The organism is Chondromyces crocatus, from assembly GCF_001189295.1.
In the GTDB taxonomy this organism is placed as follows: Bacteria; Myxococcota_A; Polyangia; order Polyangiales; family Polyangiaceae; genus Chondromyces; species Chondromyces crocatus.
The window spans coordinates 11,097,300-11,123,223 of sequence record NZ_CP012159.1; the positions used below are offsets into that span (position 1 = coordinate 11,097,300).

Consider the following 25,924-nt stretch of genomic DNA (forward strand, 5'->3'; position numbering starts at 1 on the left):
ATGCGCGCCGGGGCGTCATCCTCGCGGTGCGGCCGTTCTCGGAGGCGTGGCGCCGTGCGCTGTCGGGCTGCATGCAGCCGTCGACCGGCAGCGGCGAAGCTCAGGGCTTGGTGTAGAGGGCGCTGCGCAAGCCGAGGTAGAACCCCGGTTGCCGCACCGAGCCGCTCCACGTGTAGTCGATGTACGCCCAGGGCCCCATCGACAGCTTCCACAGGCGGATGCCCTCGTAGAACGCGCCGACGCCGATGCGTGACGAGCCGCCGCCGTCGATGAGCTTGCTCTCGCTGTCGGCGGTGGTGGTGGAGGAGATGGCGAAGCCGGTGTCGAGGTTCAGGCCGATGTCGCGCCAGATGCCGCCCAGCCAGTACATGGGGAACACGTCGGTGTGGAACATGAAGCCCTGGGTGGAGGTGTGGTGGTCGCCCGCGATCATGGCCGACAGGGAGCCGCCGAGGCCGAAGACCAACCAGTCGGTCAGGGCAGCGCCGATCCAGAGCGAGCCACCTCCGCCGATGCCGACGCCGGTCTCGGTGTAGTAGCGCTCGTAGCCGATCTTGAGGGCGTCGTTGGGGAACCCGGCCGAGTGGCCGAGCATGACGCCGCCTGCGATGCCTGCGGTGAAGCCGTAGCGTCGCTCTCGGGGCTCGTTCTCCCAGGGCTTCGGGGCGTCGGGAGCGGGAGGGGGTGTCACAGGCTCCTCGGCCACGGCGCTGGAGGCGGCAGGCATGGTGCTGGAGGAGCTGGACGCGGCAGTCGGCGGTCTGGAGGCGGCAGGCGTGGATGCAAGGGGCGCCACTGCCGCGGGGGACGATGCGGCCGAGGTGGGTGATGCAGGGGGCGCCGCCACCGCGTCGGGCGCAGCATCCGCCGGGGGCGTGGAAGGGGGCGCGGCCGGCGCGGCTGGCGCCGTTGGCGCAGACGCTGGTGACGAGGGGCGCTCGTCGACAGGCGCGGCCGAGGAAGCTGGCCGGGGCGCCGTGGGCTGGGCTGCAGGGGAGACCGGCTGTGCCCAAGCCCCGGCAGGGTCGAAGAGCATGGCGAGCAGCGGGACGGCCACGAGGGGCCTCGGGCCGTGGTTCATCGGCCGGGCCGACCGGGGCTGACCCTTCCGGGAGAAGCGAAGAGACGTCGCCATGGCGGGAGCTTCCTTATACGATCGGGCGCGTGTCGGGCACGGCGATCGTCTTTCCTCCGATCCGCGCCTCGCGGGATTTCATCGATTACCCCTACTTCGCCGACCTGGGCGCGGTGCAGGCGGCAGCGGTGATCCGCGCCATCGAGGGGGGAGTCACGCTGGTGGACGCGCTCGCCCTGCCTGGCGCGACGCTGGCGCCGCTCACGGACGATCAGGTGCGTCTCGGTGTGACCCCCGAGGCGGTGGTCGCTGCGCTGCCAGCGTCGGTCTCGGCCTTCGTCGTGGCGCTGACGCCGTTTCATCGCCCCCCGACCCGGGATCCGATGCTGGCCGGTGTGCTCGCGCCGCTGCGCGCAGCACACCCCGAGGCGCCCATCGTGCTCGCGGATCTGTACCAGAGCGGGCAGCACGTGGTCGATGCGGCTTCCGAGGCGATCCTCGAAGCGTACCCCGAAGTGGACGTACTGCTGCGGTACGAGGCGGAGCAGAGCTTGCCGGTGCTGCTGGCCGAGCTGCGCGAGCAGGGTCGACCGGCCCGGCCCTGTGCACGGATCGGGGTGGAGCCGACGCCCCTCGACGCGCTGCCTCTGCCGGCCTGGGATCTCGTGGACGTCGAGGCGTACTTCCGGTTTCACGAGGCGGTCGTGGAGGGGCTGGGGCGGCCGCGGTGGGCCTTCCCCATCGATGGGGCGAGCATGCCGCTGCTCACCACCCGGGGCTGCCCGTACCGCTGCGTGCACTGCTCGTCGAACCCGACGTCGCGGCGCAACGGGGAGCAGATCGCACCGAAGACGCAGCGGCGTTACTCGCCAGCGTACCTGGATCGGTTGCTCGGTGAGCTCAAGCTCCGGGGGGCGCGGCGCGTTCATCTGCTCGACGAGCTGGTCAATGTGAACGAGGCGCACTTCGACGCGGTCCTCGCGCTGCTCGGCAAGCATGATCTCCGGTTCGAGGTGCCGAATGGGATGCGGGCGGACTACGTGCTGCCACGCCACCTCGAGGCGATGCGGGGTCGCCTGACCACGCTGAGCATCAGCGCCGAGAGCGGGGTGCAGCAGGTGCTGGACCGGGTCGTGGACAAGCAGCTCGACCTGGCGGAGATCACGCGGGTGGGCCACCAGGCCTCGCAGGCGGGCGTGGACACGCTGGTGCACTTCATGATCGGGCTCCCCGGCGAGACACGGCGCGACATCAACGGGACGCTCGATTTCGCCTTGCGCTTGCATGAAGAGACGGGGGCCTGGCCCAGCGTACAGTTCGCGACGCCGCTGCCAGGGACGCGCCTCGCGCGGATGACGGAGCCCAGCGGGAGCGCGGAGGCGCAGCGCGCGGCAGGTGCGCCGGAGAGGCCGAAGCCTCGGACGCTGCCGGTCATCGAGGACTACGGGCCCTATTTCCAGAAGGCGCCGTCGATCGAGACGTCGGACTTCTCGCTGGAGGATTTGCGGCGGTTCAAGTGGACCTTCGATCAGCGGCTGGCCGCAGGTCAGGGGCCGAAGAAGGTGATCATGAACGTCACCTACCGCTGCAACAACCGCTGTACGTTCTGTGCGACCGGGACGCGGACGCAGTTCGACGGCAACGTGGAACGGCAGCGAGAGCTGCTGGTGAAGTACCGGAAGCTCGGTGTGCGCCTGCTCGATTTCGATGGGGGTGAGCCGACGTTGAACCCGAACCTGCTCGGGCTGATCCGGTTCGCTCGCCGCCTCGGCTACGAGAAGGTGAACGTCACCACGAACGCGCGCATGACGAGCTACGACGAGTTCGCGCGCAAGCTGACGCACTCCGGGGTGACGTCGGTGCTGGTGTCGATTCATGGGCCGGACGCACAGACCCACGCGCAGAACGTCGGGGTGGCAGAGGCGTTCGAGCAGACCTGCGAAGGGGCGAGGGCCCTGGTGCGGCACGCGCCGGCAGGGGTGGAGCTGGGCGCGAACATCACCCTGACGAAGTCGAACCACAGGAAGCTGTGGGGGGTGGCAGAGCTGGTGCTGTCGTTGGGGCTGCCGTGGCTGAACGTGCAGTTCTTGACCCCCTTCGGGCGCGCCACGAGCTCCGTCGCGCCGGACACGGCGGAGGCGGCGCGCGAGACGATGCGGGTGATCGATGCCTTCAAGGACCGGATGAAGATCCAGGTGATCAACCTGCCGTTCTGCTTCATGCCCGGGTACGAGGATCACCTGACGGGAGATCTGCTGAAGCTCGAGCGGCACATGCTCTTCGTGAACAACGACGAGGTGAACCTGTTCGAGTACCTGCGCGAGCGGCGGGTGAAGAAGGAGGTGTGCGGGGGTTGTCCCCACGCCATCTTCTGCGGGGGGTTCTACGAGCTGGAAGACGCCCCCGAGCCGAAGTGGTTGATCCGACCCGAGGATCTGCTGCGGCCCGTCGCCGGGGAGGTGCCACGGCCGACGGTGGAAGGGCTGGTCCGGTAGTCACGAGCCGTCCGGGCTGGGGATCGAACGTCGCCCCGACCCACCCGGTCTCTGCTTCGTGTCGTTCTTGACGGGCGACGAGGTCCGATCGACGGAGAATGGACCGACGTCCCATGCAGATCCGCGACATACTCAGCCAGCTCGAAGCCATCGCCCCCCTTCGCTACGCGGAGACCTGGGACAACGTGGGTCTCCTGGTCGGTGATCCGCACCAGAAGGTCGCCGGCGCGCTGCTCTGCATCGACTACACGCCGGCGGTCGCGCGGGAAGCACGGGAGTTCGGGTGCGATCTGGTCATCGCGTACCACCCGCCGATCTTCGAGGCGCTCAAGCGGGTGACCGCGCCCAGTCCGATCTTCGAGGCCATCCGGGATGGCATCTCGATCTACGCGCCACACACCGCGCTCGACGTCGCGCCAGGGGGCACGAACGACGTACTCGCCGATGTGCTCGGACTCGTGCAGCGAGAGCCACTCCAGCGGGCGGAGAGGCGCCCGTCGCAGCACAAGCTGGTGACGTTCGTGCCGGAGGAGCACACGGAGGCGGTGGCAGCCGCGCTGTTCGCGGCCGGGGCGGGGCGCATCGGGGAGTACACGGAGGCGAGCTTCCGGTCGCAAGGGACGGGTACGTTCCTCGGGGGGCCCGGAACGAACCCGGCCGTCGGGGAGGCAGGCAGGCGGGAGGCGGTCCCGGAGGTGCGCCTGGAGGTGGTGGTTCCCGTCGCGCGCGCGCTCGCGGTGGTGACGGCGCTCCGGGCAGCTCACCCCTACGAGGAGCCCGCGTTCGATCTGGTGACCCTGGCGCCCGAACCGGCGACGGTCGGACTCGGTCGCATCGGGAAGCTGGCCGCGCCCACCCCGCTCGGGACGCTGCTCGCGCGCATCAAGGAGGGCCTCGGCATCACCTCGCTGCTGGTGTCGACCCCCGAGGGAGCCGGGGACGAGGTGCTCATCACGCGGGCCGCGGCGTGCGCAGGCGCTTGCGGAAAGCTGTTCGAGCAAGCCATCGCGCAGGGGGCCGGTCTGTACCTGACCGGCGAGATGCGACACCACGATGCCCTCAAGGCAGCGCAGGCGGGGATGACGGTGGTCTGTGCGCTGCATTCGAACAGCGAACGCGCCACGTTGCAGCGGGTCAAAGCCCGTCTCGGCGAGGCGCTGCCAGGGCTCCCGGTCCGCCTGAGCGCGCGTGACCGGGACCCGTTCACGGTCCGGTAGCGCCGGGGTCAGCACGGCCATCGGGGGCGCTGCGGCGAACTTACGTGCGGCGATGAGGCCTGAGCGCCTCATGCTCAGCTGGCTGGCGTCGATCCTGCTTGGTGCAGGGCATGCGCTGTTTTCTCGCGGTGGGAGTGCTGGCCGCATCGGCGTTGCTCGCTGCCTGCGAGCAAGAAGACGATGCATCCGGTGGGGTCGACGGGAGCACCGTGGCGGAGGGCTCGGGGGACGGCTCGACGCCGGATGAGTCCGTCGTGTTCCAGCCGAGAGGGGGCATCACGACCAGACGCCCGGTCGATCGATCGCCTCCCGTCGATCCTGATCTCCAGGGTTTCATCGCAGCGCCGCCCATCCATGCCCTGGACCTGTCGGGACTCCAGCCCCGAGAGCCGTTCACTTACGTCGAGATGCGTCAGGTGATCGGGCGCAGCACGCCACAGGTGCAAAGCTCGGCCGGTACGAAGTGTGGCGAATCGCGCTACAGGGCACGCTGTATCGCTCAGTTCGATGCGCTGCTGCCCCGCGCTGACCTCGGTGGCTTCAACAGGAGCTGCATGCCCATCGGTTGCTCCTCGTACCTCGCCGTCAACCGGGGCGAGTCGAACTTCGTCCTCGCCGCCGACTGGCAGCTGATCCGCGAGTTCGGGGAGGTGGACTCGACCGAGGAGGCGTTGCTGCTGGTGAGTTCGGCAGGCTACCGCTGGGACGGCCAGGGCGATGTGATGCGCGGAGGAATTCGAGAGGTCGTGGATGGGTACGAAGTGATCGCACTCCGGTACACAAGCACCTGTGCGCCGATCGTCGAGGAGCGCTCGAAGCTCTTCGTGTCGCGCGATGGGAGCATCTCGACGCTGGATGTCGAAGAGATCAGTCGTATCCCGAACCTCTGCATCTGATCCGCTCGCTCGCAGGCGAAAGCGGGTACCGTGAGGCGAAGGCCACACGCGATGCACTGGACCATCCGCTCCGCTCGATACGGTGATCTCGACAGACTGCCCGAGGTGGAACGAGACGCAGGGGCCAGGTTTCGTGACGTCGGGTTGCCACGCATTGCCGAGGCTGCACCGACGCCGATCGCACAGCTCGAACGGGCCAGAGGAACGGGGTTGCTCTGGATTGCAGCGGACGAGAGCGACATGCCCGTCGGCTTCGTCATGAGCAGCCGTGTCCCTTCATGGATCTACCTGGCAGAGATCGCGGTGATCACGAGGGCGAGCGGGCACGGCATCGGCCGCTCCCTCATCGATGAGGTGAAGGCCACCGCCACCAGGGAAGGGTTGCTCGGGGTCGTGCTGCGCACCTATGCGCAGGTTCCCTGGAACGCGCCCTACTATGTGCGGCTCGGCTTCGAGGAACTCGCCGAGGCGTTGGTCCCCGAAGCGCTCATCGACATCCCGCAGCGGGAGCCGGAGCTGGGCCTGGATCCGAAGGCGCGGCTGTTCATGGCCTGGCGTGCTTCGAAGTGACGCGGGCGCCTTGCTGACGGGAGGCCGCTCTCGCGGTTCAGGTCGATCTTCTGCACGCGGGTAGTCCCCCGAAAGCGAACGGGCGTGATCCCGAGGATCACGCCCGCGCAGTTCAGGAACGGCTCAGGGGAAGAGGATCAGTTCGACTCTTCGAACTCGGCGTCGATGACGCCCTCTTTGCCGCCCTTGCCACCCTGCGGTGCCTGACCGCCGTCGCCCCCTTCAGGGGCTCCAGGCGCGCCGCCCGCGCCGCCCGCAGGGCCCGCCTTCTCGTACATCACGGAGGCGATGCGGTGCGCTTCCTTCTCCAGCTTCTCGAGCGCAGTCTGCACCGCAGCGTCATCCTGCTTCTCGATCGCGGAGCGGCTCTCGGCGATCGCGCTCGTCAGGGCCGAGGCATCACTCTCGGAGATCTTCTCCTTGTTCTCGGCGATGGTCTTCTCGAGCGTGTAGCAGAGGTTGTCGAGCTTGTTGCGCCGCTCGATCTCTTCACGCCGCCGCTTGTCCTCCGCCTCGTGCTCGGTGGCCTCGCGCACCATCCTGTCGATCTCGTCCTCCTTCAGGCCGCCGGAGGCGGTGATGGTGATGCGCTGGTCCTTGCCGGTCGCCGTGTCCTTGGCGTGAACGGAGAGGATGCCGTTCGCGTCGATGTCGAAGGTCACCTCGATCTTGGGCACGCCACGGGGCGCCGGCATGATGCCCTCCAGGTGGAAGCGGCCGAGGGTGCGGTTGTAGCGGGCCTCGGTGCGCTCGCCCTGGAGCACGTGGATCTCGACGCTCGGCTGGCTGTCCGTCGCCGTGGAGAAGATTTCCTTCTTCTGCGTCGGGATGGTGGTGTTCCGGGAGATCATCGTCGTCATCACGCCGCCGAGCGTCTCGACACCGAGCGAGAGGGGCGTGACGTCGAGCAGGACGAGGTCCCGCACGTCGCCCGCGAGCACGCCGGCCTGGACCGCGGCACCGACAGCGACGACCTCATCGGGGTTCACGCCCTTGTGGGGCTCTTTGCCGAAGAACTTCTTGACCGTCTCCTGCACCAGCGGGATGCGGGTCGAGCCTCCCACGAGCACGACCTCGTCGATCTGCTGCGGGGTCTTCTTGGCGTCGGAGAGCGCCTTGCGCACGGGCTCCAGCGAGCGGTCCACGAGGCCACGGATCATCTGCTCCAGGCGAGAGCGGCTGAGCTGCTTCTGGAGATGCTTCGGCCCCGAGGCATCCGCGGTGAGGAAGGGCAGGCTGATGGCTGCTTCCTGCACGTTGGAAAGCTCGATCTTCGCTTGCTCGGCCGCGTCCTTGAGACGCTGAAGGACCATCTTGTCCCCGAGCACGTCGATGCCGGTGTCCTTCTTGAACTCACCCGCGAGCCACTCCATGATCTCGTGATCGACGTCGTCGCCGCCGAGGTGGGTGTCGCCGTTGGTCGAGATGACCTGCACCACGTTGTCCCCGACCTCGAGGATCGAGATGTCGAAGGTGCCGCCGCCGAAGTCGTAGACGGCGATGATCTCTTCCGTCTTCTTGTCGAGGCCGTAGGCGAGCGCGGCTGCCGTCGGCTCGTTGACGATGCGCTTCACCTCGAGGCCGGCGATGCGTCCGGCATCCTTGGTGGCCTGGCGCTGCGCGTCGTTGAAGTACGCAGGGACCGTGATCACGGCCTCGGAGATGCTCCCGCCCAGGTAGTCCTCTGCCGCTTTCTTGAGCTTCTGGAGGACCTTCGCCGAGACCTCGGGGGGCGTGACCTGCTTGCCGCGAACCTCGAAGGCCGCGTCGCCATTCTTCCCCTTCACGACCTTGTAGGGGACGCGCTTCGACTCTTCCTGGACCTCTTCGAAGCGGCGGCCCATGAAGCGCTTGGCCGAGTAGACCGTGTTCGTGGGGTTGGTCACCGCCTGCCGCTTCGCGATCTGGCCGACGAGCGTCTCTCCCTTGTCATCCCATGCCACGACGGACGGCGTGAGGCGGGAGCCCTCCGAGTTCACGATGACCTTGGGCTCCTTTCCCTCCATCACCGCGACGACGCTGTTGGTCGTGCCCAGATCGATGCCGATGATCTTTCCCATGACTGCGAAACCTCCAAGAGTTGGTCAAAGCGGTCACCGTCGGGGCCAGAGACCCCACCAGCGGGCCTCGACCGACTGCTCTTTGCGAGCTCGTGCTCGGGAATCGGGACGCGAAACCGCTGGATAGCCGGCTACTTATGTCTGAATTCTCCGAGCCCGTCAGGCTCGCGTGACCGAAACTAATCACGGGGTATCCACCGTCAACAGCGTCCCTTGCAACTGTCATGCACAAAGGCATCACCGTCTTGCGGTAGGCCAGGGCGTGCGCTATAGGGGCCGTTCCCTCGCGGCCCAGGGGCCGGAGGTATTCGGAAGGAGCAATCACGATGAAACCCGGCATTCACCCCGACTACAGGCCTTCATCCATCTCTTGCGCCTGCGGCTCGGTGGTCCTCACCCGCTCCACCCGCGGTGACTTCACCACCGACGTCTGCTCCCAGTGCCATCCGTTCTACACGGGCAAGGCCAAGGTTCTCGACGTCGCTGGTCGCGTCGACCGCTTCCGCAGGAAGTACGCGAACACGCCGAAGGCGACCTGAGCAGGTCGTCGGAAGCCGCAGCGGTCTCGACTGCGCGGCACCTCTCGAGCAAGGCCATCCTATCGGGTGGCCTTTCTTGCATCTCCAGACTCACATCTCCTGCACGTCCTCACGGGCATGTCCGATGCGTTGTGCGCCACGACGCGCTACACTGGAGCTACCCATGAGTGAGCAGCCTGCACGTCCGTATATCGGTGGCCAAGCCGTGATCGAAGGCGTCATGATGCGGTCGCCGAGCTCGTTCGCCATCGTGTGTCGCCGGCAGTCCGGTGAGCTGATGGTCCGAGAGCAACCGATGGTGGCGACAGCCCCCACGGGCGTCCGGACCTGGCCCCTCATCCGTGGTCTCGTCACGGTCGTCGAGTCCTTGAAGCTCGGGTCGCAGGCCCTCCGCTGGTCGGCAGAGATCTACGAGCAGGACCTCGCGGAAGCCGAGCGGAAGGAGCAAGCAGGCGCGGTATCCGCGCGCAAGTCGGTGGGCAGCGCCGCCGGCACAGCACTCGCTCTGGGGGTCGCGGCGCTCGCGACGCAGGAGCCTGACCACCAGGCCCCCCCTCTCCCCCGCGAAGAGGGGAAGAAGGGTGGCGGCATGGTGGGCGCGATGTCGATCCTCTTCGCCATCGGGCTCTTCGTGGCGCTACCTCAAGCGAGCGCCGAGGGCATCAACCGGCTCTTCAGCCTCGGGCTGGAGGTGACCTCGCCCGGGTATCAGGCAATCACGGGCATCGCCAAGCTGGCGATCGTGGTCCTCTACATGGTCGGGATTCGCCAGATCCCCGAGGTTCGCCGCGTGTTCCAGTATCACGGGGCAGAACACAAGGCGATCTCGACCTACGAGGCCCGGGAGCCGCTGGAGGTCCCCTACGCGCGGGCAAAGACCACGCTACATCCACGCTGCGGGACGACGTTCCTCGTCATGGTGGCGCTCGTGTCCATCGTGGTCTTCTCCCTCCTCGGCGCATCGCTGCCGAAATTGCCGGGCGGCCGGCTGGTGGAGAGCGTCGGCTTCTTCTTCATGAAGCTCCCCTTCCTGCCTATCATCGCGGCGGTCACTTACGAGATCCAGCGGGTGTTCGCTCGCTATTGCACGACGGGCCCCCTCCGCGCACTGCTCTGGCCTGGGTTCCTCGTCCAGAAGATCACCACCGCCGAGCCGGATGACGCTCAGCTCGAGATCGCCTTGGGCTCTCTCCGCGCCACCCTCTGGCGCGAGGAGGCCGTCGGAGCTCCCCTCCAGGAAGACCAGGTCTTCCCCAGCTACGGCGACATGCTGGCGCATCCGGGCTACGCCGCAGCACGCGCCTAGCATCGCGGCAAGCTGACGCCTCGCCCAGGTTGGGGGTCGCCAACGGCGACTTCCGCACACAATCTCAGTACAACGCCAGTCCTCCTATGCTGCCTATCGCCAAGCTCGAAGCGGTCGAGCGCCGCTTCAAGGAACTCGAGCACCTCCTCTGCAGTCCTGCGGTCCTCTCCGATCCGACCCAGATGACGCGGATGAACCGCGAGCGGACCGAGCTGGAACCGGTGGTGGCCGCCTTCAACCGGCTGCGAGAACTCGAGCGGCGCATCGCCGAGGATCGAGAGGCGCTGTCCGATCCCGAGCTGGCGGAACTCGTTGAAGCCGAGCTGCCCGAACTCGAGGTGGAACGAGATCGCCTCGCGAACGAGGTTCAGATCCTGCTCTTGCCAAAGGATCCCAACGACGCGAGAAACACCATCGTCGAGATCAGGAGCGGCGAAGGGGGAGAAGAGGCCGCACTGTTCGCCGCCGACCTGTTCCGGATGGTCTGTCGCTACGCTGAAGGCAAGCGTTGGAAGGTGGAAATCCTCAACCTCAGCGAGGCCTCTGCGGGTGGCTACAAAGAGGTGATCGCTCTCGTGACCGGGCAGGATGTGTACTCGCACCTCCGCTACGAGGCGGGTGTCCACCGGGTGCAGCGTGTCCCCGCCACGGAGGCTCAGGGCCGGATCCACACGTCGACGGCGACGCTGGCGGTGATGCCGGAGGCCGATGACGTCGACGTTCAGATCGACGACAAGGACCTGGAGATCTCCATCGCTGCGTCGGGAGGCCCTGGTGGTCAGGGCGTGAACACCACGAACAGCGCCGTCCAGATCAAGCACATCCCGACGGGGATGATCGTCAAGTGCCAGGACGAACGCTCCCAGCTCAAGAACAAGTCGAAGGCGATGAAGGTCCTGCGCAGCCGGCTGCTCGAGCTGGAACAGCGGCGCCAGGAGGAAGCGCTGAGCGCTGAGCGACGGACGATGGTCGGCACCGCAGAGCGCGCGCAGAAGGTGCGGACCTACAACTTCCCGCAAAACCGGGTGACCGATCACCGCATCGGACTGACGCTCCACAAGCTGGATCGGATCATGGAAGGGGATCTGGAGGAGCTGATCGCTGCCCTCCGGGCGCACCGACAAGCAGAGCTGCTGCAGCGGGGCGGGCAGGCGATCGTCGCCTGACGCGAAGGGCGAGGGGGTGCTGTGGAGAGAGAGATCGATCTGGAAGGGCTGCTCGTCGCGCTGACGCTGGCCCCGACGACATTCTCGCGGAATCGGTTCTTCGATCTGTACACCCACCCCGGCGCCCGCCACGTGCATCGCCGCGCCAAGCTCCTCCGTAGCGTGCTGAAACAGCTGGGCGCGGCGGAGTGCATCGAGAACGTGGCCGTGCGCATGCTGGAAGAGGGGGGCAAGGCGCTCGAATACTCCATCCCGTCGCTCGGCTTGCGGCGCATGGTCTCCCTGGACCCGCTGGAACTCGTCGTACTCCGCTATGCGCTCGCGCGGGTGAGGCGCCCTGGCGTCTGCCCTGAAGATCTCGCGGACAGTGGACTGCGCGAGAGCGATGATGCCGGGGCCATGGGCGGGATACCTCGGGACATCCTGGCCGCACTCGGAGCCGAGGCGTCGGACGGCCCTCGGCTGGAGGCTGCGCTCTCGCGGCTGCTACCAGGTGCGTGGTACGACGAAGTCGCTCAACCGCAACCTCAGGAGGGAAGTCATGTGCATCTTCTGCAAGATCGCGAACAAGGAGATCCCAACGAAGGTGGTGCTGGAGGACGAGGACTGGCTGGCCTTCCATGACACCAACCCGCAAGCGCCCACGCATGTGCTGGTGATCCCCAAGCGGCATGTGGCAGGACTGCGGGAGGCGGCGCCCGAGGATCAGGCCCTGCTCGGCAAGCTGTTGCTCGGCGCGCAGCAGGTGGCAGCGGCAACGGGCATTCAGGAGACCGGTTTCAGGACTGTGATCAACAGCGGCGCCAACGCGGGGCAGACGGTCTTCCATCTGCACGTGCACGTCATCGGTGGCCGCGCGATGGGCTGGCCCCCCGGCTGAATCAGTCGACGGCCGCAGCGACCCGCGCGACCTCATCGATCCAGGCCGCTTCCGGTCCCTGGATTTCCGGCTGACGAACGAGTGAGGTCGGAAGCGGGCGTGATTGACCAGAGCCCCGCACGCGCAACCAGACCGACGAGAGCGTCCCGACTCGCTCCTCCATGCCGAGGAAGAGAGAGAAGAGATCGGGGCCAACGGCGCGGCGAGGAGCTGGTCGAACTTCGAGTTCGGCACCGGACGCGAGTCGCGCGGTGAACCCAGCAACGAGGTGATCGACCGGGTCCAGCCAGGGGTCAGGGGCGCCGCGCCCACCTGAAGCGATCCAGGACGCAACGCTCGTGTCGAACGGCGGCGCTTCGGGTCCCAGCCCAAGGCTCAGCCCCTCCTGGGCGAGCATCTGCTCGATGTCTGCGAGCGTGCTCGAACCGGCGGCTCGCACGAGGAGCGACGCCCGGTCCACGAGAGGTGACGCAGGTGAGGGCGACACACGAGGGGTGGAGCGAGGATCTCCAGCGCGAGGAAGCAAGTTCCCGGGGTTCATCACGCCTGCGGGATCGAGGGAGTCACGCAGTGCACGGATCACGTCGACGCCGAGGCCAAGCTCCGCGCCGAGGCGAGGCGCCTTGCTGCGGCCAACGCCGTGATGGTGGGAAATGGTGCCTCCTGCGCTGATCGCCGCGTCGAGTCCGTCACGCCAGGCAGCGTCGTAACGCGCCTCGGCCTCGGCCTGCGTGGGGGCGCTCCCCGCGAAGGTGAAGTAGATGCTGCAGCCGTCCGGGTAGGCATGAGACAGGTGCGCCATCACGAAGACATGTCGACCCAGTGCGGAACGGACCGCCTGATGCAGCGCGCCGAGCCTCGACCACGGCGCAGCCACCTCGAAGGTGTCACTGAAGGCGCCCGCCATGAACACTGGCGCCTGTCGGTAGCTGACGCTGTAGCGGTGCGCGAGCCAGTGCCGTGCGGGCTCCTCCCCGAGGGGTTTGCCCCCGTGGCGCTCCGCGATGTGAGCACCTCGCGCGAGATCGTCGTGGGCGTCACGGGCGCGGCCTTCGAAGATGAGGACCAAGGTAGAGCCCCGCAGCACGCGATCGCCGAGCGCATCGACGACCTGATTGACCGCCCCAGGAGCGCGGAGCAGGAGGCGGAGAACGCGAGCACCTGCACCGGGGCTCGAGGAGCTGCTCTTGCTGACGCCCGCAGGCTTGCGGTCGGAGAAGAGGGTCGAAGGAGGGCGCTCGGCATCCTCGGGCTCAGCGCTGTGCTCGGCGCCGCGGCGACGACGCGCGCCCATGCGGGCGATGAACGAGTCGAAGGGATCGTACAGACGCGAGACCGCTGGACGGAGGCCGTCCTGAAACATGGCTTGCATCGCAGTCCAGCCAGCTTCCAGGGTGGGGAACGAGAAGGTACCGAACGCACGCGCCGGAGGGGCTGGGTGAAGTCGCAGCGTCGCTGCAGTGATCACGCCGAGGACCCCCTCGCTGCCGATGAAGAGGGGGGTGATGTCGGGGCCGTGGGTGCGTCTCGACAGACGAGCGATCTCGCCGCGGCCATTGATGACCTCGAGCGATGCGACCATGTCTTCGATCTTGCCGTACAGGCCGGAGCATTGCCCTGCCCCGCGCGCCGCGACCCAGCCGCCGACCGTGGAGCACAGGATGGACGAGGGGAAGTGTCCCAGTGTGAATCCCTCCCCGTTGAGGCTCTCCTCGAAGCGAATGCCCGTCGCGCCCGCTTCGATCTCCACAGAGGGCTCATCCCGGTGGAGCTTGCGCTGGCGGCAGAGGCGCTTGAGGTCGAGGACGACGGTCCGCGCGTCGGGCAAGATCCCGCCACACACGCCGGAGCCTGCGCCGAAGGGAACGAGGGGCAACCCTTCGCTCGCGCAGAGGCGGACGACATCCGCAACCTCCTCGGTCGATGACGGCCAGACGATGACGCCAGGGCGGCTCTTCGGGAGCTGCCCTTCTCTCACCGCCAGGTGGTGACGAGGCCATAGATCACGCGCGTAGGCGATGCGATCGACCGGCGAGGCACTGCGAGGGACATGTGGCAGTGCGCGGGCAAGGATCGCTTCGACGTCCACGGGAGCGCCGCTCAGGAGCGCTCCGCCAGGATGATCAGTCGGGGAGACTCGGAGCCGAAGAACACGCCGGGATGGGCCGGGTGACCTGTCACCTCGGTGACCTTGAACCCTGCTTCATGCAGGATCTTGCCCAGCTCGTGGAGGTTGTAGATGCGGATCGAGTAGTCGAGCTCGCGAGAGCGACCGTCCTCGAACATCACCGTGCGCTTCACCTTGAGGCGGCTGGTGAAGAAGTCGACCTGCATCTCATCCATGCACACGCAGCCTTCACCCTCGAACCACACCAGGCTGGGTTGACGGCATGCCACGTAGTCACGGTTGATCACGTCGAGCAGAAGCATGCCTCCCGAGCGCAATGCCCGGTGAATGCGCATGAGAATGTCGGCGTTCTTCTCTTCGTCGAAGTAGCCGAAGCTGGTCGCCCAGCAATACACGGCGTCGAAGGTCTCTTCGAACGCCATCTCGCGCATGTCCCCCTGCAGGAAGTTCAGCTTCTGTCCGCGCTCCTGAGCTTCGTCCGACGCGAGCGCCAGCATCGCGAGCGACAGATCGTAGCCGACGACGCTGTAGCCACGGCTGGCCAGCTCCACGGCGTGCTGCCCCGGGCCACAGGCGAGATCGAGGATGACGGCGCCGCGCTCCATCCCCAGTCGCTCCTCGATGAAGTCGGCCTCGCGGCGAACGACCCGCGGCTCTGCGCGGTCGAGGGTCCGGATGAAATCTTCACTGAAGAGATCCTCCCACCACGACTTCTTGCGGCGGGGAGAGTCGACGTCGGCGACTGGCGTGTGCTCGGCAGGTGGCTTGCTCGCCGATTTGAGGGGAGGCGGAGGTGGCGCGGCGGGGATGGCAGCGCCACTCGCATCCTGCTGCGTGTAGGGCGGCAGATCCAGGGCAGCCATCGCCTGAGGACGACGTGGCGGTGGCGGCGGAGGGCGCGGGGTCGAGACGGCATCCTCCGTCAGGTCGACGGAGATCTCTTCGGTGCTGTCGCCCTCGCGATACGGGTCGACTTCCGGCGCGGAGTCGGAATGGGCAGCAGGTGGCACCGAGATCACTTCCGGTTCGCTGTGAGGGGCGTCGGGTTCCCCGTGTCGCGTCTCGGCGAGCATCTCTTCTTCATCGAGTGACTCGGGCTCCACCTCCTCGATGGCGCTCCGCTCCTCGCTGATCGCACCGTCATCCGCCGGCGGAGGCGCCGTCTCGATCGAACCGAGGTACTCGCGTGCATCGATGGGGGTCGGACCATCCGCGAGCACGCGCAGCGGGAACCCTGCCTCTTCCTCCTCCGAGAGGTCCTCGTCGATGGCCTCCATCGGCGCGCTCTCGACCGGAGGCAGATCCGACATCACGTCGATGATCTTGACGGGTTGAATCGAGATCTCCGCGGCCTCGTCGGCTCTGGCCTGCGACGGCTGCAAAGGAGCCTCCTGCAGCGTGGGCTCGGACGCGATGGACGTCGGAGGGATGCTGACAGGTTTTCTCGCCGGTCGAGGGATGGTGCGCAGCGCGAGGGGGTTCGGCACGCTGGTGGGGACGTCGAGCGCTGGAGCTGCACCGACGTCGAAGGTGGCAGCTTGTGCAGCAGGCAGCTCTGGATCGCTGGGCGTCACGCTTTGCGGTGAGCTTGGTCGCGAATCTTGCGGCGACGGAGCCACCACATCGGGCGCTCCCCAGTCGTCGTCGCTGACCTCCGGTGGGGGTGCGGAGAGAGAGACAGGACCGGAAGCACCGACAGGTGCCCCCTCGCCCGAAGGCGGGGCGGAGGGCCTCGAGGGCGTGTCCGAAGCCCGCAAGGAGCGGCGTGACCGATGCCTGCCCGTGGTGGGACCACGCGCCCCAGCCCCATCGTCTCCGGTGAGCCGCTCTGCTCCTGGAACCCGCGGCAAGGGTGCAGGCCCCGGAATGGCGCTGTAGGCGACGGCGCGATCGCCAGTCCCTGACATCGGTGGCGCGGAGGCAGCGCCGGCAAGCGTGCCGCGCCGCCGGCTGGACGCAGGGACGGAGCCGTGCTCCTGCCGGTAAGGCAGCATCGCGTCAGGATGAGGTGTCGTCGGACGGCTCTCCTCGTCGTCGCCCGCCGCTTGGCCATCGAGCAGGTCGCGGGGAGGCTGGCCGTTCATCGCTCGCTGTCTCCACCGTGTGGAGCGCCCTGCGTGGAAGCGGGGTCGTGAAGAGGTTCACCGAAAAGGATGGGTCCAGATGGCCGATTCCAGACGGGAGCCGCGTCACGCTCCACGAACATCACGGCCGTCGATCCCAGATGGAACCTGCCGATCTCGTCGCCTCGATTCAGCTCGACGGGCGGCGAGATGGTGTGATCGCCCAGCGGGACGTCGTGCGCGTCGATCGCACTCACCGTGATTCGACCCACGATCATCGCGCCCACCATCACCACGGTGACACGCCCCCGATCCGGCGTGTCGATCACGATGGCCACGCGTCGGTTGCGGGAGAAGAGCTTCGGCACGTGCCGCTCACCGATGGAGTTCACCGGGTACAGGTCCCCGGGCAGCGAGCGAATCTGCGTGATTCGACCGGCCACCGGACTGTGCACGCGGTGATAGTCCCGCGGTGACAGGTAGATCACCGCGAACTGACCGCCCACGTAGCGCTCGGCCTCGGCCTCGTCGCCGACCAGCTCGGCGACGCGGTAAGGCTGGCCTTTGACGAGCAGCTCTCCCCCCTCGACCACGGGCCCAGCGTCGTGCAGCCGCCCGTCGGCCGGGCTGATGACGGACGCTGGGTCGGCGCACGGGGGCCGGATCCCGTCCCGCAGTGCCCGTGTGAAAAAGGCGTCGAAGCTCTCGTACGGTTCCTCGATGGGCACGGCCGCATCGAGATCCACGCTGTAGGCGCGGGAGTAGAGGTTCACGACGACTCGTGAAAGGACCGGGTGCAGCCTGGCGTCGCACAGGCGTCCAACAGCCCGGGTAATGCGTTCGCGTGGGAGCACCCGGAGCAACTGTGCGGCGGCGTAGGTAGCGACTGTCATCGTACGAACGAACGGAGACGTCAGTGCGGGATGCTAGGCGTCAGCGCGGAGCGCGGTCAACGTTCCGCTCGTTGCCAGGGCACCCCGGCGAGAAAGGCCGGGCCGCCAGACGGGTGGCCCAGAGTCGCCCCCCGATATGGGAAAGCGGGTCGCGTCAACATGACGCAGGCGCGGCGATCCAGTCAATGTGGACCTGTCGGAGTCGTGCGCTCCATTCCGGAGCACCGATCCGCCCTGGTGCTCCACCCTGGAGCGCAGCGCCCGATCATCCACACCATTCCGCCCCGAGATGGCTTGAAAAGCAAGCATTTGGACTCTGGATGGGGCTGGCATGCCGCTCGCTCAAGGCTCCTGACGCGGAGGCAAGCAGGGAATGATGCAGATCAAGTTCTGGGGAGTTCGCGGGAGCATCGCTTCGCCCGGGCCGGAGACGGCCGGCGTGGGCGGCAATACCAGCTGTGTCGAGGTCCGCTGTGGATCCACGCGGTTCATTCTCGATGCCGGAACCGGAATCCGGAAGCTCGGCGATGAGCTCCTCACCGAAGGGACGGTGCGAGCAACGCTGCTCTTGTCGCACCTCCACTGGGATCACATCCAGGGATTGCCCTTCTTCGTGCCGGCCTACCTGCCGAGCGCGCGCATCGAGGTCGTTGGCACGACCCATGGCGTCGGGACGCTGCGCGACACGCTCGCCAACCAGATGGCAGCCCCGAATTTCCCCGTCCGACTGGAAGACCTGGGCGCGGAGATCGCCTACCGAGAGGTCCGGCCCGGCCAGGTGTTCGACATCGACGACGTGAAGGTGCGCGTGGCCAAGCTCAACCATCCGGGCGGCGTGCTCGCCTACCGCCTGGATCACGCCGGCAAGAGCGTGGTCTACGCGACGGACACGGAGCATTACGCTTGCGTCGATCCGGCCCTGCGATCCCTCGCCGAGGGCGCCGACGTCCTGATCTACGACGCCCAGTACACGCCGGAAGAGTACCGTGGAGAGCGGGGTCGCTCGAGGGTGGGGTGGGGACACTCGACCTATGTGGCCGGCGCCGAGCTCGCGCGCGCCGCTGGCGTGGGGACCTTCGTGCTGTTCCACCACGACCCTTCCCGCAACGACGCCGCCGTCGACGACATCGAGCGGATGACACGCCAGCTCTTCCCTTCCTCGCTCGCGGCGAAGGAAGGTCTTGTGCTCGGGCTGGACGCCGTCTCCGAGGCGGCATGAGCCATGTCGATGCAGGTGACGGCGCTTGCGGCGGCCTCTATCCTGGAGTCGACTCCCTTGTCCACGTCGCGCCTCTCGCTGCTCGTCGATCTGTCCTCCCTCCTCGCGCGCGAGGTCGATTTCGACGCGCTGCTGACCACCGCGTGTGAACGCCTGGCGAAAGCGCTGCGCTCGGATCGCGCCTCCATCTGGCTCGTCGACGCCGAGAGCGGCGAGCTGGTGACACGGGTCGCGGTGCTCCCCGAGGTGCCCGCCTTGCGTCAACCCATCGACCGGGGGATCGCGGGCTACGTCGCGCGAACCGGCGAGGTCGTGCGCGTCGACGACGCCCACCGCGATCCGCGCTTCGACCCGAGCGCGGACAAGGCCACGGGCTACACCACCCGCTCCATGCTGGTCGCGCCCATCCGTGAGGATGGCTCCGCGCCCACCCGAGGCGTCGTTCAGCTCCTCAATCGCGCGAGCGGCCCCTTCGACGACGAGGACGAGCGCTACCTCGTCGCCCTCGCCACGCAGCTCGCCCGCGCCTTCAGCATGACCACCCTGCGCGCGGCGGACGGGGGAAACCCTGGCCTCGTGCTGCAAGGACCGTTCAACCGGATCGTCGGACGCAGCGAGCGCCTCGCGGCCGTCTACGAGAAGGTGCAGCTCGCCGCTCAGACCGACGCCACGGTGCTCCTCCGCGGCGAGACGGGCACCGGCAAGGGCCTGTTCGCTCGCGCCATCCATGTCAATTCGAGGCGCCAGGCCAGGCCGTTCATCACCGTCGACTGCACCACCTTGCCGACCCAGCTCGTCGAGAGCGAGCTGTTCGGGCATGAGCGCGGCGCGTTCACGGGCGCCGATCGCCGCGTCCCAGGGAAGGTCGAGCTGGCCGAAGGGGGCACCTTGTTCCTCGACGAACTCGGGGATCTGCCCCTCGACATCCAGGGGAAGCTGCTCCGCTTTCTCCAGGAGCGCACCTTCGAACGCGTCGGAGGGCGACAGACCATGCGCGCCGACGTCCGGCTGGTATGCGCCACGCACTGCGACCTGGAACGCTTCGTTGCCGAGGGACGCTTCCGCAAGGATCTGTACTACCGCGTCCGCGTCGTGGAGATCGAACTCCCCCCGCTGCGCGAGCGCGGCCCTGAAGAGGTCGAAGCCCTCGCCAGGCATTTCGCCGACCACTACAGCACCGTGTTCCACCGCCCCTCACCGCGCTTCGACGCCGACGCCATCGCCCACCTGCGCGGCCATGACTGGCCAGGGAACGTCCGCGAGCTGGAGCACTGGGTCGAGAGCGCCATCGCCCTGGCCCCCGACGGTAGGATCACCACTCGTCACCTCCCCGCGCGCCACAGCGCCGCGGCGCGCTCGGCGCCTCTCGACGAGCCACCGCCGAGCGGCCGCGTGTCCCTCCTCGACAGCCCGCCTCCCAGCACCACCACACGGGGAGGAGAAGCCCCCCTCCAAGGCGAGGTCCTCCTGCCACTCACGCTGACGCTGGACGACGCCGCACGACGTTACTGCGAAGCGATGGTGCGCGCCTGCGACGGTAACAAGACCGAGGCTGCGAAGCGCCTGAACGTCGGTCGAAACACCCTCGCCCGAGCGCTCAAGGGCAAAGAGCAAGCGTGAGGGCCGAGCGCAACCCAGCCGCCCTCCCCCCCTGCTCTCACAGACTCACTTCCGCCCCTTCGGAGCCCGCCTCCAGGCAGCGAGGGCCTTGACCTCCTGCTCCGGCGTGAGCCCCGCCCGCAGCTTCTCCTGACGCTCCGCCGGCAGCGTCTTCCACCACGCCAGCGTCTCTTCCACCGTCTCTGCCAGTGGCCGGAACGCGAGCCCCGCCTCTCGCGCGCGCGCGTTGCTCCACGTGTGGAACCCGCGCGTGTCTCCCTCCGGTGGCGCCCAGATGGGTAGGTCGATCGGATTGCGCTCGTCCGTCAAAAACTTCGCGCTGGCCCAGGTGAAGCGCGCCTTGCTCTTGCTCGCGGCCTTGCACGCCTCCAGCAGACTCCCCATCGTCACCGCCTCACCGGGACCGACCGCATTGAACACGCCCGTGCGACCGCGCTCCGAGAGCGTGACCAGCCATGCGACGAGATCACGCGCGTCGATCACCTGGATCGGATCCTCCGGCGTCCCCGGGGCGAGCACCTCTCCTCCTCGAGCGACACGCACCGGCCAGTAGGTGAACCGATCGGTGGGATCTCCCGGACCGACGATGAAGCCTGGCCTCACGTTCGCGACCCGCCCTGGCATCGCCTTCTCCGCCGCTTGCTCGCAGAGCGCCTTGAGCCCCCCGTAGTTCTCGTGCTCCTTCCCCATCGTCTCCACCTTCGGATCGGACAGGACCGCGAGCGGCGCGGTCTCATCCGCGCTCACCTGATCGTTCTTCGCGTAAGCCGAGATGCTCGAGATGAAGATGTACTGCTTGATCCTCGGAGCGAGCAGCTCGGCCGAGGCGCGGACCATGCGCGGGTAGTACCCCGAGGTGTCGACGACGACTTCCCACGACCGCCCTGCCAGCGCCTTGAGCCCCTCTCCCTTGTCCGGATCGCGATCCCCCTGCAGCTTCTCCAGGTCAGGGAACAGCTCTGGCCGCGTCTTCCCGCGATTGAACAGGGTGACCGTATAGCCACGCGCCTTTGCGACCTCGACCAGGTGAGGACCAAGGAATCCTGTCCCTCCCAGTATGAGCATGGTCTTCGGAGGCGGCGCCGCTGGCCTGGAGGGCTCGGAGGACCCCTCCGGGTCGGGGGTCGGCACGGGTGGGGTCGCCGGCGGACCGGAGGGAGACGTTGACGGGGCGCATCCAAGCGTCAGCGCAGCACCAGTGGCGGCGGACGAGAGCAGGAAGGAGCGACGGTCCATAGGGGGGGTAGCTACCACAGTGCGGCGTTGTGAAGATGAAACCTGGTGACCCTCCCGCCCTCGCGCTGACCATCCAAGGGCACGCTGCGCGCAAACCCATCGAGTTTCCCGTCCCGGGCGGGCTACCCTCGGACGTCGATGTGCCGCCTCCCGTTCGCCGTATGTCTGCTTTTTGCCTTCGTGCTGCTCCCCGGTCGGCGCGCGGACGCCTGCGCCCCCGCCTACCGGGAAGGGAATCGGGTCCGCATCGACGACGAGTCCGCCATCATCGTCTGGGATGAGGCCAGCAAGACGGAGCATTTCATCCGGCGCGCCTCCTTCTCCAGCGACGCCACCGACTTCGGGTTCCTCGTACCGACCCCTTCCGTCCCTGAACTCGCCGAGGCCAGGAACGAGCCCTTCGATGCGCTCGAACAACGTGTCTCTCCCGGCGTCGTGTACCGCGCCAAGATCGACGGCGTGAAGGCAGGCTTTCTGTGCGCGCTGCCGTTCTACATGTTCCTGGGCAGATCAGAGAAATCCGCGGTGGCTCCAGCCGCCGCGCCGGTGCGCGTGCTCCACGCCCAGACCCTCGCCGGATACGACGCCGTCGTCCTGGAGGCCGATCGATCCGACGCCCTCGCGGCGTGGCTGCGCGAGCACGGCTACGCCACACGGCCAGCGCTGGAGGCGTGGCTCCAGCCTTACGTGACGGCACGCTGGAAGATCACCGCCTTCAAGATCGCTCCCCGAAAGCCCGGCGACCGGGTCGCCACCTCTGCAGTCCGCATGTCCTTCACCACCGAGCGCCCCTTCTTCCCGTATCGAGAGCCGGCCGATGAGCAGCAAGCCGCTCCCTCCGACGATCCCGCGAATGCGACGCCCCCCGAGCGCCGTCTCCGCGTGTTTCTGATCGCGCGCTCACGCATGGAGGGTGCGCTCGGTGACGGACGACGCGCCTGGCCTGGCCAGGTGACCTGGGCGACCCTCCTTGCCCCGAGAGGCGCAGCGCCCCCCACGAACATCGAGTCCATCCCCATCCCCTTCGAGGATGCATGGCTCACCGCTTTCGAGGACAACGCGAGCCCGAGGCCTGGCGTCGACGAGGTCTACTTTTCCCCGGCGACCGACCCCAGCCCCTTTCTGCCGGAGCCCGTCGTGATCGTCGAACCCATCAAGCTGCCTCTCCCGCTGGATGTGCTGGCGGTGATCGGGGGTGGGATTTACCTCGCCTGGCGCAGCGCACGGTCACGACAGAGGCCCCCTCCCTCCACGCTGGCGAGCTGAGCGCGACCAGTGCCGCGGTGCGCTCGGAGCGCCCGCCCGCGCCTTCGAAGGACGCTCTCTCGACACAAGAAACCGGAGGTATGCTCCTCCCATGCTCGATGCCGGCGCCGAACTCTCCCCAGAGGTCCCAGAACCCGTCGGAGCGACACGCCTCGGAGTCCTCGTTGGAGGCTCGAGCTACATCCACGCGCGCGACCAGCGCGTGTCCTTCGCCGTCGATCTGCTCGACCTGGATCGCAACGAGCTGCGCACCATCCCGGTCGACTTCCTCGCGCACGGCTTCACGACGCACCCCACTCGCCCACGCCTGGCAGCCCTCTTCGAGAAGCGCGGCCCCAGCGCTTGCCTCGTCGACCTCGCCGAAGCGCGGCTGCTCCAGCCGCTCCTCGCGACCACCGGGCGGGCCTTCTACGGTCATGGCGCCTTCTCACCCGATGGCACGCAGCTCTACGCCGTCGAGATCCGGACGGACACCCACGCCGGGCTCATCACCATCCGCGATACCACCACCCTCCGTGTGCTGGAAGAACTCCCGACCTACGGGGACAACCCGCACGACTGCGTGCTTCTCGACGACGAGAAGACCCTCGTCGTCACCAATGGCGGTGGCGACCTGCAGAGCAAGCGCGACCCTTCCGTCACCTTCATCGACCTGACCTCCCGCAAGCTGCTCGAGCGCATCATCTTGCCCGATCCCAAGATCAACGCCGGGCACATCGCCGTGACGAGCCGAGGCGATTTCGCGCTGGTATCCGCGCCCCGCGATGGACTGGACGAGAAGACCGCGCTCGGTGGCCTCTCTCTCCGAAGCCAGAAGCGCAGACCCGAGCGCATGAAGGCCCCTTCCGCCATCGTCTCCCGGATGGTGGGCGAGTCCCTCAGCGTTGCAATCCACGAGCCTTCCCGGGTCGTCGCAGCCACGAGCCCTCACGGCGGTCTGCTCACGTTCTGGCACCTCGACCGAAAGAAGCTGCTCAAGAGCTTCGATCTGGAGTCCGTCCGTGGAGTCACCCTGTCGCTGGACCAGAGCACCTTCATCGTGACGCACGGCCGAGGATCCCGGCTCTTCATCACGACGGACACCCTGGAGCTCGTCGCGGGTAGCGAGACCACCACCGGCCGCTTCACCGGCTCTCACGTGTACACCTGGCGCCCCTCCTGAACCGACAGCCAGCCGTCGACCTCCCGCAGCGACGGCACCTGGCAACGGGTCGCGCCCCGAGCACCTCACCGCGACCCCGGTCGGGACGCCACCTTCGCCTCCCTTCCGCTCCGCGACGCAACCCTCCCGGGGCCCCGAGCATCAACCCATCGACGTTCAGGAGCTGGCAGCAACGGAGGCAAGCGCATGGGCTACGCAAGCGACCCGAAGTGGTGGAACGACGAGACCACGTCCGGCTGGACACGCGTGAAGGAGGCGCTCCATCGCGACTGGGAGCAGACCAAGGCCGATTTCTCGAAGCATGGGGGCCAGGAGCTCGACCAGAATGTGAAGGACACGGTGAAGCAGGCGACGGGCCAGCAGCCCATTCCCCCGCCCGGAGTCCCCAATACCGACTGGGAGCACGAAGAGCAGGGACTACGCTATGGCTGGGGTGCCGCCGGGCACTACCGAGACCATGCCGAGTGGAATGAAGGCGTCGAGAGCAAGCTCAAGACCGAGTGGGAAGACCTCAAGAATGGACGGACCTGGGAAGAGATCAAGGCGTCCGCTCGCCGAGGGTGGGACGCGGCGCGACGCAAGCTCTCTTGAGGGGCGCTCCCTCGTGGGCTCCCTCAATGCCCGGAGACGACGCGCAGTGACGCCGTGAGCGTGTGAACCAGCGCGCTCACTGGCAACGCCCCTCTTCCACGTCACAGAGCCTCGACGCGCAGTCCAGGTCGTCGTAGCAGGCCTGCCCCGGTCCGCATTGCAAGGGGCAGAACTCTCCGCAATCGATGTCCGCTTCCGACCCGTTGAGGATGCCGTCGCTGCAGCCATCGTCGCACACATCGTTCGTGCAGATCAGGCTGTCGCAGTCATCGTCGACGAGACATCGCCGGCCGTTCGCGCAGTAGTTACACCCCTCGTCGAGCCCACCGCAATCGACGTCCGTCTCTGAACCATTCTGGACACCATCCGAGCAAGATGGCCGCTCGCATACCCCGACGAGGCATACCCCCGTGGCACAGTCCTCGTGCTCCTTGCACGTCCGGTTCGTCCCGCAGGGCGCGCAAGGGCCTCCGCAGTCGACGTCGGTCTCACCGCCATTTTTTCGATCATCCTCGCAAGACCCCACCAGCTCCTCGTCCGACGGCGCGGTGAGCAGGCAAGACAGCGCGAGGACGGGCCAGGCGAGGACGAAAGGGGTGAGCAGCGGCCGGTGGTGCATGGGGTTCGAGGAGTGAGAGGGCGATCGTTCACCTGTCAGAAGGAACCGATGGCCACGAGTCCTCCGGGCTGGAGTGTGACCGTCAGCCGCGGAGGGGGCTTCTCTTTGCCGCTGTTGTGAAGCAACGCGACCACGGTCGCTGCCCCCAGCGCCGCGACCCCGATTCCCAGCGACAGGTCGGCGAGCAGATAGCTTCTGCGCATGGCATCGACATCCTCCTGGCGACAACGCGGCGCGCAGGAGTCTTCCAGCTCTCCTTGCTCGGACTTCCCCAGCAGCCCCCAGAAGACGAAATTGCCCAGCCCTCCAGCGGCCACGCCTCCCAGCACATAGGACAGGACAGGGATCTGGAACGGCTCCGGTGGCGGAGGGGGTGGGTAGCCGAAGACGGCCGTGAGCTTTCGGTTTCGCTGCCCCTCCAGGATCAGCACGCTGCGTTCGAGGACTTTTCCCTTGCTGGACACGTAGCGGAACGCACGCTGCCCGGGATCGACCTCGATGGCCCGCCCGTCGAGGCTTCCAGCCACCTCCGCCCCATCGATGAAAACTTTCACCTCGGCCGTGGGCTGACCGATCTCGTCACGCGCTTCGATCACCACGCTGGGCTGTTTCTCGTTCAGTTCCCCCATGAACTGGACGCACTCCTTGCGCACGGCACCTGGACAGGTCTCCCGCCCGCACGTGATGAAGGCCTCCCGCGCCTCGGTGAACTTGCCCTCGCGCACCAGCCCCTGGCCGTTCGCGTGAGCTTCGACGCAGACCTTTTTCTCAGCCTTGAGATCGCGCTTCGGTGCGGGCCCGGGTTTGCTGGCCTCCACCGCACCGCTCAGCGACATCCCGGCAGCCACCACGATGACGCGGAGCGCAGCGCTCCGGAGGCTGCGGGAGAACGGAGCCATCGGCAGGCCGAGCATAACGGCATT

At 67.5% G+C, this 25,924-nt stretch carries 23 protein-coding genes; 15 read left to right on the forward strand and 8 right to left on the reverse strand.

Annotation, left to right across the window (positions count from 1 at the left end):
- Window positions 1-100 precede the first annotated feature (100 nt).
- A complete protein-coding gene (locus tag CMC5_RS40435; protein ID WP_156339247.1) occupies window positions 101-691 on the reverse strand; it encodes a hypothetical protein in 591 nt (196 codons plus the stop codon).
- Window positions 692-725: 34 nt separating this feature from the next.
- Here CMC5_RS40435 and CMC5_RS40440 point away from each other — a divergent pair, with 34 nt between their 5' ends.
- From CMC5_RS40440 to CMC5_RS40460, 5 genes are all read left to right on the forward strand, one after another.
- Complete coding sequence (locus CMC5_RS40440) at window positions 726-1,103, forward strand: hypothetical protein (protein ID WP_050435414.1); 378 nt, start codon at window positions 726-728, stop codon at window positions 1,101-1,103.
- A 61-nt stretch (window positions 1,104-1,164) separates the two neighbouring features.
- Window positions 1,165-3,570 carry a radical SAM protein gene (locus CMC5_RS40445; protein ID WP_050435415.1) on the forward strand — a complete coding sequence of 802 codons (2,406 nt, stop codon included), beginning with the start codon at window positions 1,165-1,167 and terminating at the stop codon, window positions 3,568-3,570.
- 113 nt (window positions 3,571-3,683) lie between these two features.
- The gene (locus CMC5_RS40450; RefSeq protein WP_050435416.1) at window positions 3,684-4,787 is read left to right on the forward strand and encodes a Nif3-like dinuclear metal center hexameric protein; all 1,104 of its coding nucleotides are present in this window, start codon (window positions 3,684-3,686) and stop codon (window positions 4,785-4,787) included.
- A gap of 110 nt (window positions 4,788-4,897) precedes the next feature.
- Window positions 4,898-5,683, forward strand: coding sequence for a hypothetical protein (locus tag CMC5_RS40455; RefSeq protein ID WP_050435417.1), 786 nt, complete (start codon window positions 4,898-4,900; stop codon window positions 5,681-5,683).
- A gap of 51 nt (window positions 5,684-5,734) precedes the next feature.
- Window positions 5,735-6,253, forward strand: a complete 519-nt coding sequence (locus CMC5_RS40460; RefSeq protein ID WP_050435418.1) for a GNAT family N-acetyltransferase — start codon at window positions 5,735-5,737, stop codon at window positions 6,251-6,253.
- Window positions 6,254-6,390: 137 nt separating this feature from the next.
- Here CMC5_RS40460 and dnaK read toward each other — a convergent pair whose 3' ends face one another.
- Window positions 6,391-8,313, reverse strand: a complete 1,923-nt coding sequence (dnaK, locus tag CMC5_RS40465; RefSeq protein WP_050435419.1) for a molecular chaperone DnaK — start codon at window positions 8,311-8,313, stop codon at window positions 6,391-6,393.
- 326 nt (window positions 8,314-8,639) lie between these two features.
- Here dnaK and rpmE point away from each other — a divergent pair, with 326 nt between their 5' ends.
- The 5 genes from rpmE (at window position 8,640) to CMC5_RS40490 (ending at window position 12,204) form a co-directional block, all read left to right on the forward strand.
- Window positions 8,640-8,852 (forward strand): 50S ribosomal protein L31, encoded by a 213-nt coding sequence (gene rpmE / locus CMC5_RS40470; RefSeq protein WP_050435420.1) that lies wholly within the window; start codon window positions 8,640-8,642, stop codon window positions 8,850-8,852.
- A 163-nt stretch (window positions 8,853-9,015) separates the two neighbouring features.
- Window positions 9,016-10,158: a DUF1385 domain-containing protein gene (locus CMC5_RS40475; RefSeq protein ID WP_050435422.1), complete on the forward strand. Its 1,143-nt coding sequence runs from the start codon at window positions 9,016-9,018 to the stop codon at window positions 10,156-10,158.
- Between the two features lie 86 nt (window positions 10,159-10,244).
- A complete protein-coding gene (gene prfA, locus CMC5_RS40480; RefSeq protein WP_050435423.1) occupies window positions 10,245-11,324 on the forward strand; it encodes a peptide chain release factor 1 in 1,080 nt (359 codons plus the stop codon).
- A gap of 21 nt (window positions 11,325-11,345) precedes the next feature.
- Entirely contained in the window at window positions 11,346-11,948 is a 603-nt protein-coding gene (locus CMC5_RS40485) for a hypothetical protein (RefSeq protein ID WP_050435424.1), read from the forward strand.
- On the forward strand, window positions 11,866-12,204 hold the full coding sequence (locus CMC5_RS40490; RefSeq protein WP_050435425.1) for an HIT domain-containing protein: 339 nt from the start codon (window positions 11,866-11,868) through the stop codon (window positions 12,202-12,204). The genes CMC5_RS40485 and CMC5_RS40490 overlap by 83 nt, the downstream gene beginning before the upstream one ends.
- Before the next feature lies 1 nt (window position 12,205).
- Here the strand turns inward: CMC5_RS40490 and CMC5_RS40495 are convergent, their stop codons facing one another.
- The 3 genes from CMC5_RS40495 to asd are packed head-to-tail and all read right to left on the reverse strand — an operon-like array spanning window position 12,206 to window position 17,168.
- Entirely contained in the window at window positions 12,206-14,293 is a 2,088-nt protein-coding gene (locus tag CMC5_RS40495) for an FAD-binding protein (RefSeq protein ID WP_050435426.1), read from the reverse strand.
- A gap of 11 nt (window positions 14,294-14,304) precedes the next feature.
- Window positions 14,305-16,416 carry a methyltransferase domain-containing protein gene (locus CMC5_RS40500; RefSeq protein ID WP_082363294.1) on the reverse strand — a complete coding sequence of 704 codons (2,112 nt, stop codon included), beginning with the start codon at window positions 16,414-16,416 and terminating at the stop codon, window positions 14,305-14,307.
- Complete coding sequence (gene asd, locus CMC5_RS40505; protein ID WP_245678160.1) at window positions 16,413-17,168, reverse strand: archaetidylserine decarboxylase; 756 nt, start codon at window positions 17,166-17,168, stop codon at window positions 16,413-16,415. The genes CMC5_RS40500 and asd overlap by 4 nt, the downstream gene beginning before the upstream one ends.
- Before the next feature lie 493 nt (window positions 17,169-17,661).
- Between asd and CMC5_RS40510 the strand changes: the two genes are divergently transcribed.
- Together CMC5_RS40510 and CMC5_RS40515 are read left to right on the forward strand one after the other, a co-directional pair.
- Window positions 17,662-18,507, forward strand: a complete 846-nt coding sequence (locus tag CMC5_RS40510) for an MBL fold metallo-hydrolase (RefSeq protein ID WP_245678161.1) — start codon at window positions 17,662-17,664, stop codon at window positions 18,505-18,507.
- Window positions 18,508-18,510: 3 nt separating this feature from the next.
- Window positions 18,511-20,127 (forward strand): sigma-54-dependent Fis family transcriptional regulator, encoded by a 1,617-nt coding sequence (locus CMC5_RS40515; RefSeq protein ID WP_063796442.1) that lies wholly within the window; start codon window positions 18,511-18,513, stop codon window positions 20,125-20,127.
- 45 nt (window positions 20,128-20,172) lie between these two features.
- Here the strand turns inward: CMC5_RS40515 and CMC5_RS40520 are convergent, their stop codons facing one another.
- A complete protein-coding gene (locus CMC5_RS40520; RefSeq protein ID WP_050435429.1) occupies window positions 20,173-21,363 on the reverse strand; it encodes an NAD-dependent epimerase/dehydratase family protein in 1,191 nt (396 codons plus the stop codon).
- Window positions 21,364-21,501: 138 nt separating this feature from the next.
- Here CMC5_RS40520 and CMC5_RS40525 point away from each other — a divergent pair, with 138 nt between their 5' ends.
- From CMC5_RS40525 to CMC5_RS40535, 3 genes are all read left to right on the forward strand, one after another.
- The gene (locus tag CMC5_RS40525) at window positions 21,502-22,629 is read left to right on the forward strand and encodes a DUF2330 domain-containing protein (RefSeq protein ID WP_050435431.1); all 1,128 of its coding nucleotides are present in this window, start codon (window positions 21,502-21,504) and stop codon (window positions 22,627-22,629) included.
- Window positions 22,630-22,720: 91 nt separating this feature from the next.
- Window positions 22,721-23,791 carry a DUF1513 domain-containing protein gene (locus tag CMC5_RS40530; protein ID WP_050435432.1) on the forward strand — a complete coding sequence of 357 codons (1,071 nt, stop codon included), beginning with the start codon at window positions 22,721-22,723 and terminating at the stop codon, window positions 23,789-23,791.
- A gap of 186 nt (window positions 23,792-23,977) precedes the next feature.
- Window positions 23,978-24,382, forward strand: coding sequence for a hypothetical protein (locus CMC5_RS40535; RefSeq protein ID WP_050435433.1), 405 nt, complete (start codon window positions 23,978-23,980; stop codon window positions 24,380-24,382).
- 76 nt (window positions 24,383-24,458) lie between these two features.
- Here the strand turns inward: CMC5_RS40535 and CMC5_RS40540 are convergent, their stop codons facing one another.
- Together CMC5_RS40540 and CMC5_RS40545 are read right to left on the reverse strand one after the other, a co-directional pair.
- Window positions 24,459-25,001, reverse strand: a complete 543-nt coding sequence (locus CMC5_RS40540; RefSeq protein WP_050435434.1) for a hypothetical protein — start codon at window positions 24,999-25,001, stop codon at window positions 24,459-24,461.
- Window positions 25,002-25,036: 35 nt separating this feature from the next.
- Window positions 25,037-25,900 (reverse strand): hypothetical protein, encoded by an 864-nt coding sequence (locus tag CMC5_RS40545; protein WP_156339248.1) that lies wholly within the window; start codon window positions 25,898-25,900, stop codon window positions 25,037-25,039.
- Window positions 25,901-25,924 lie beyond the last annotated feature (24 nt).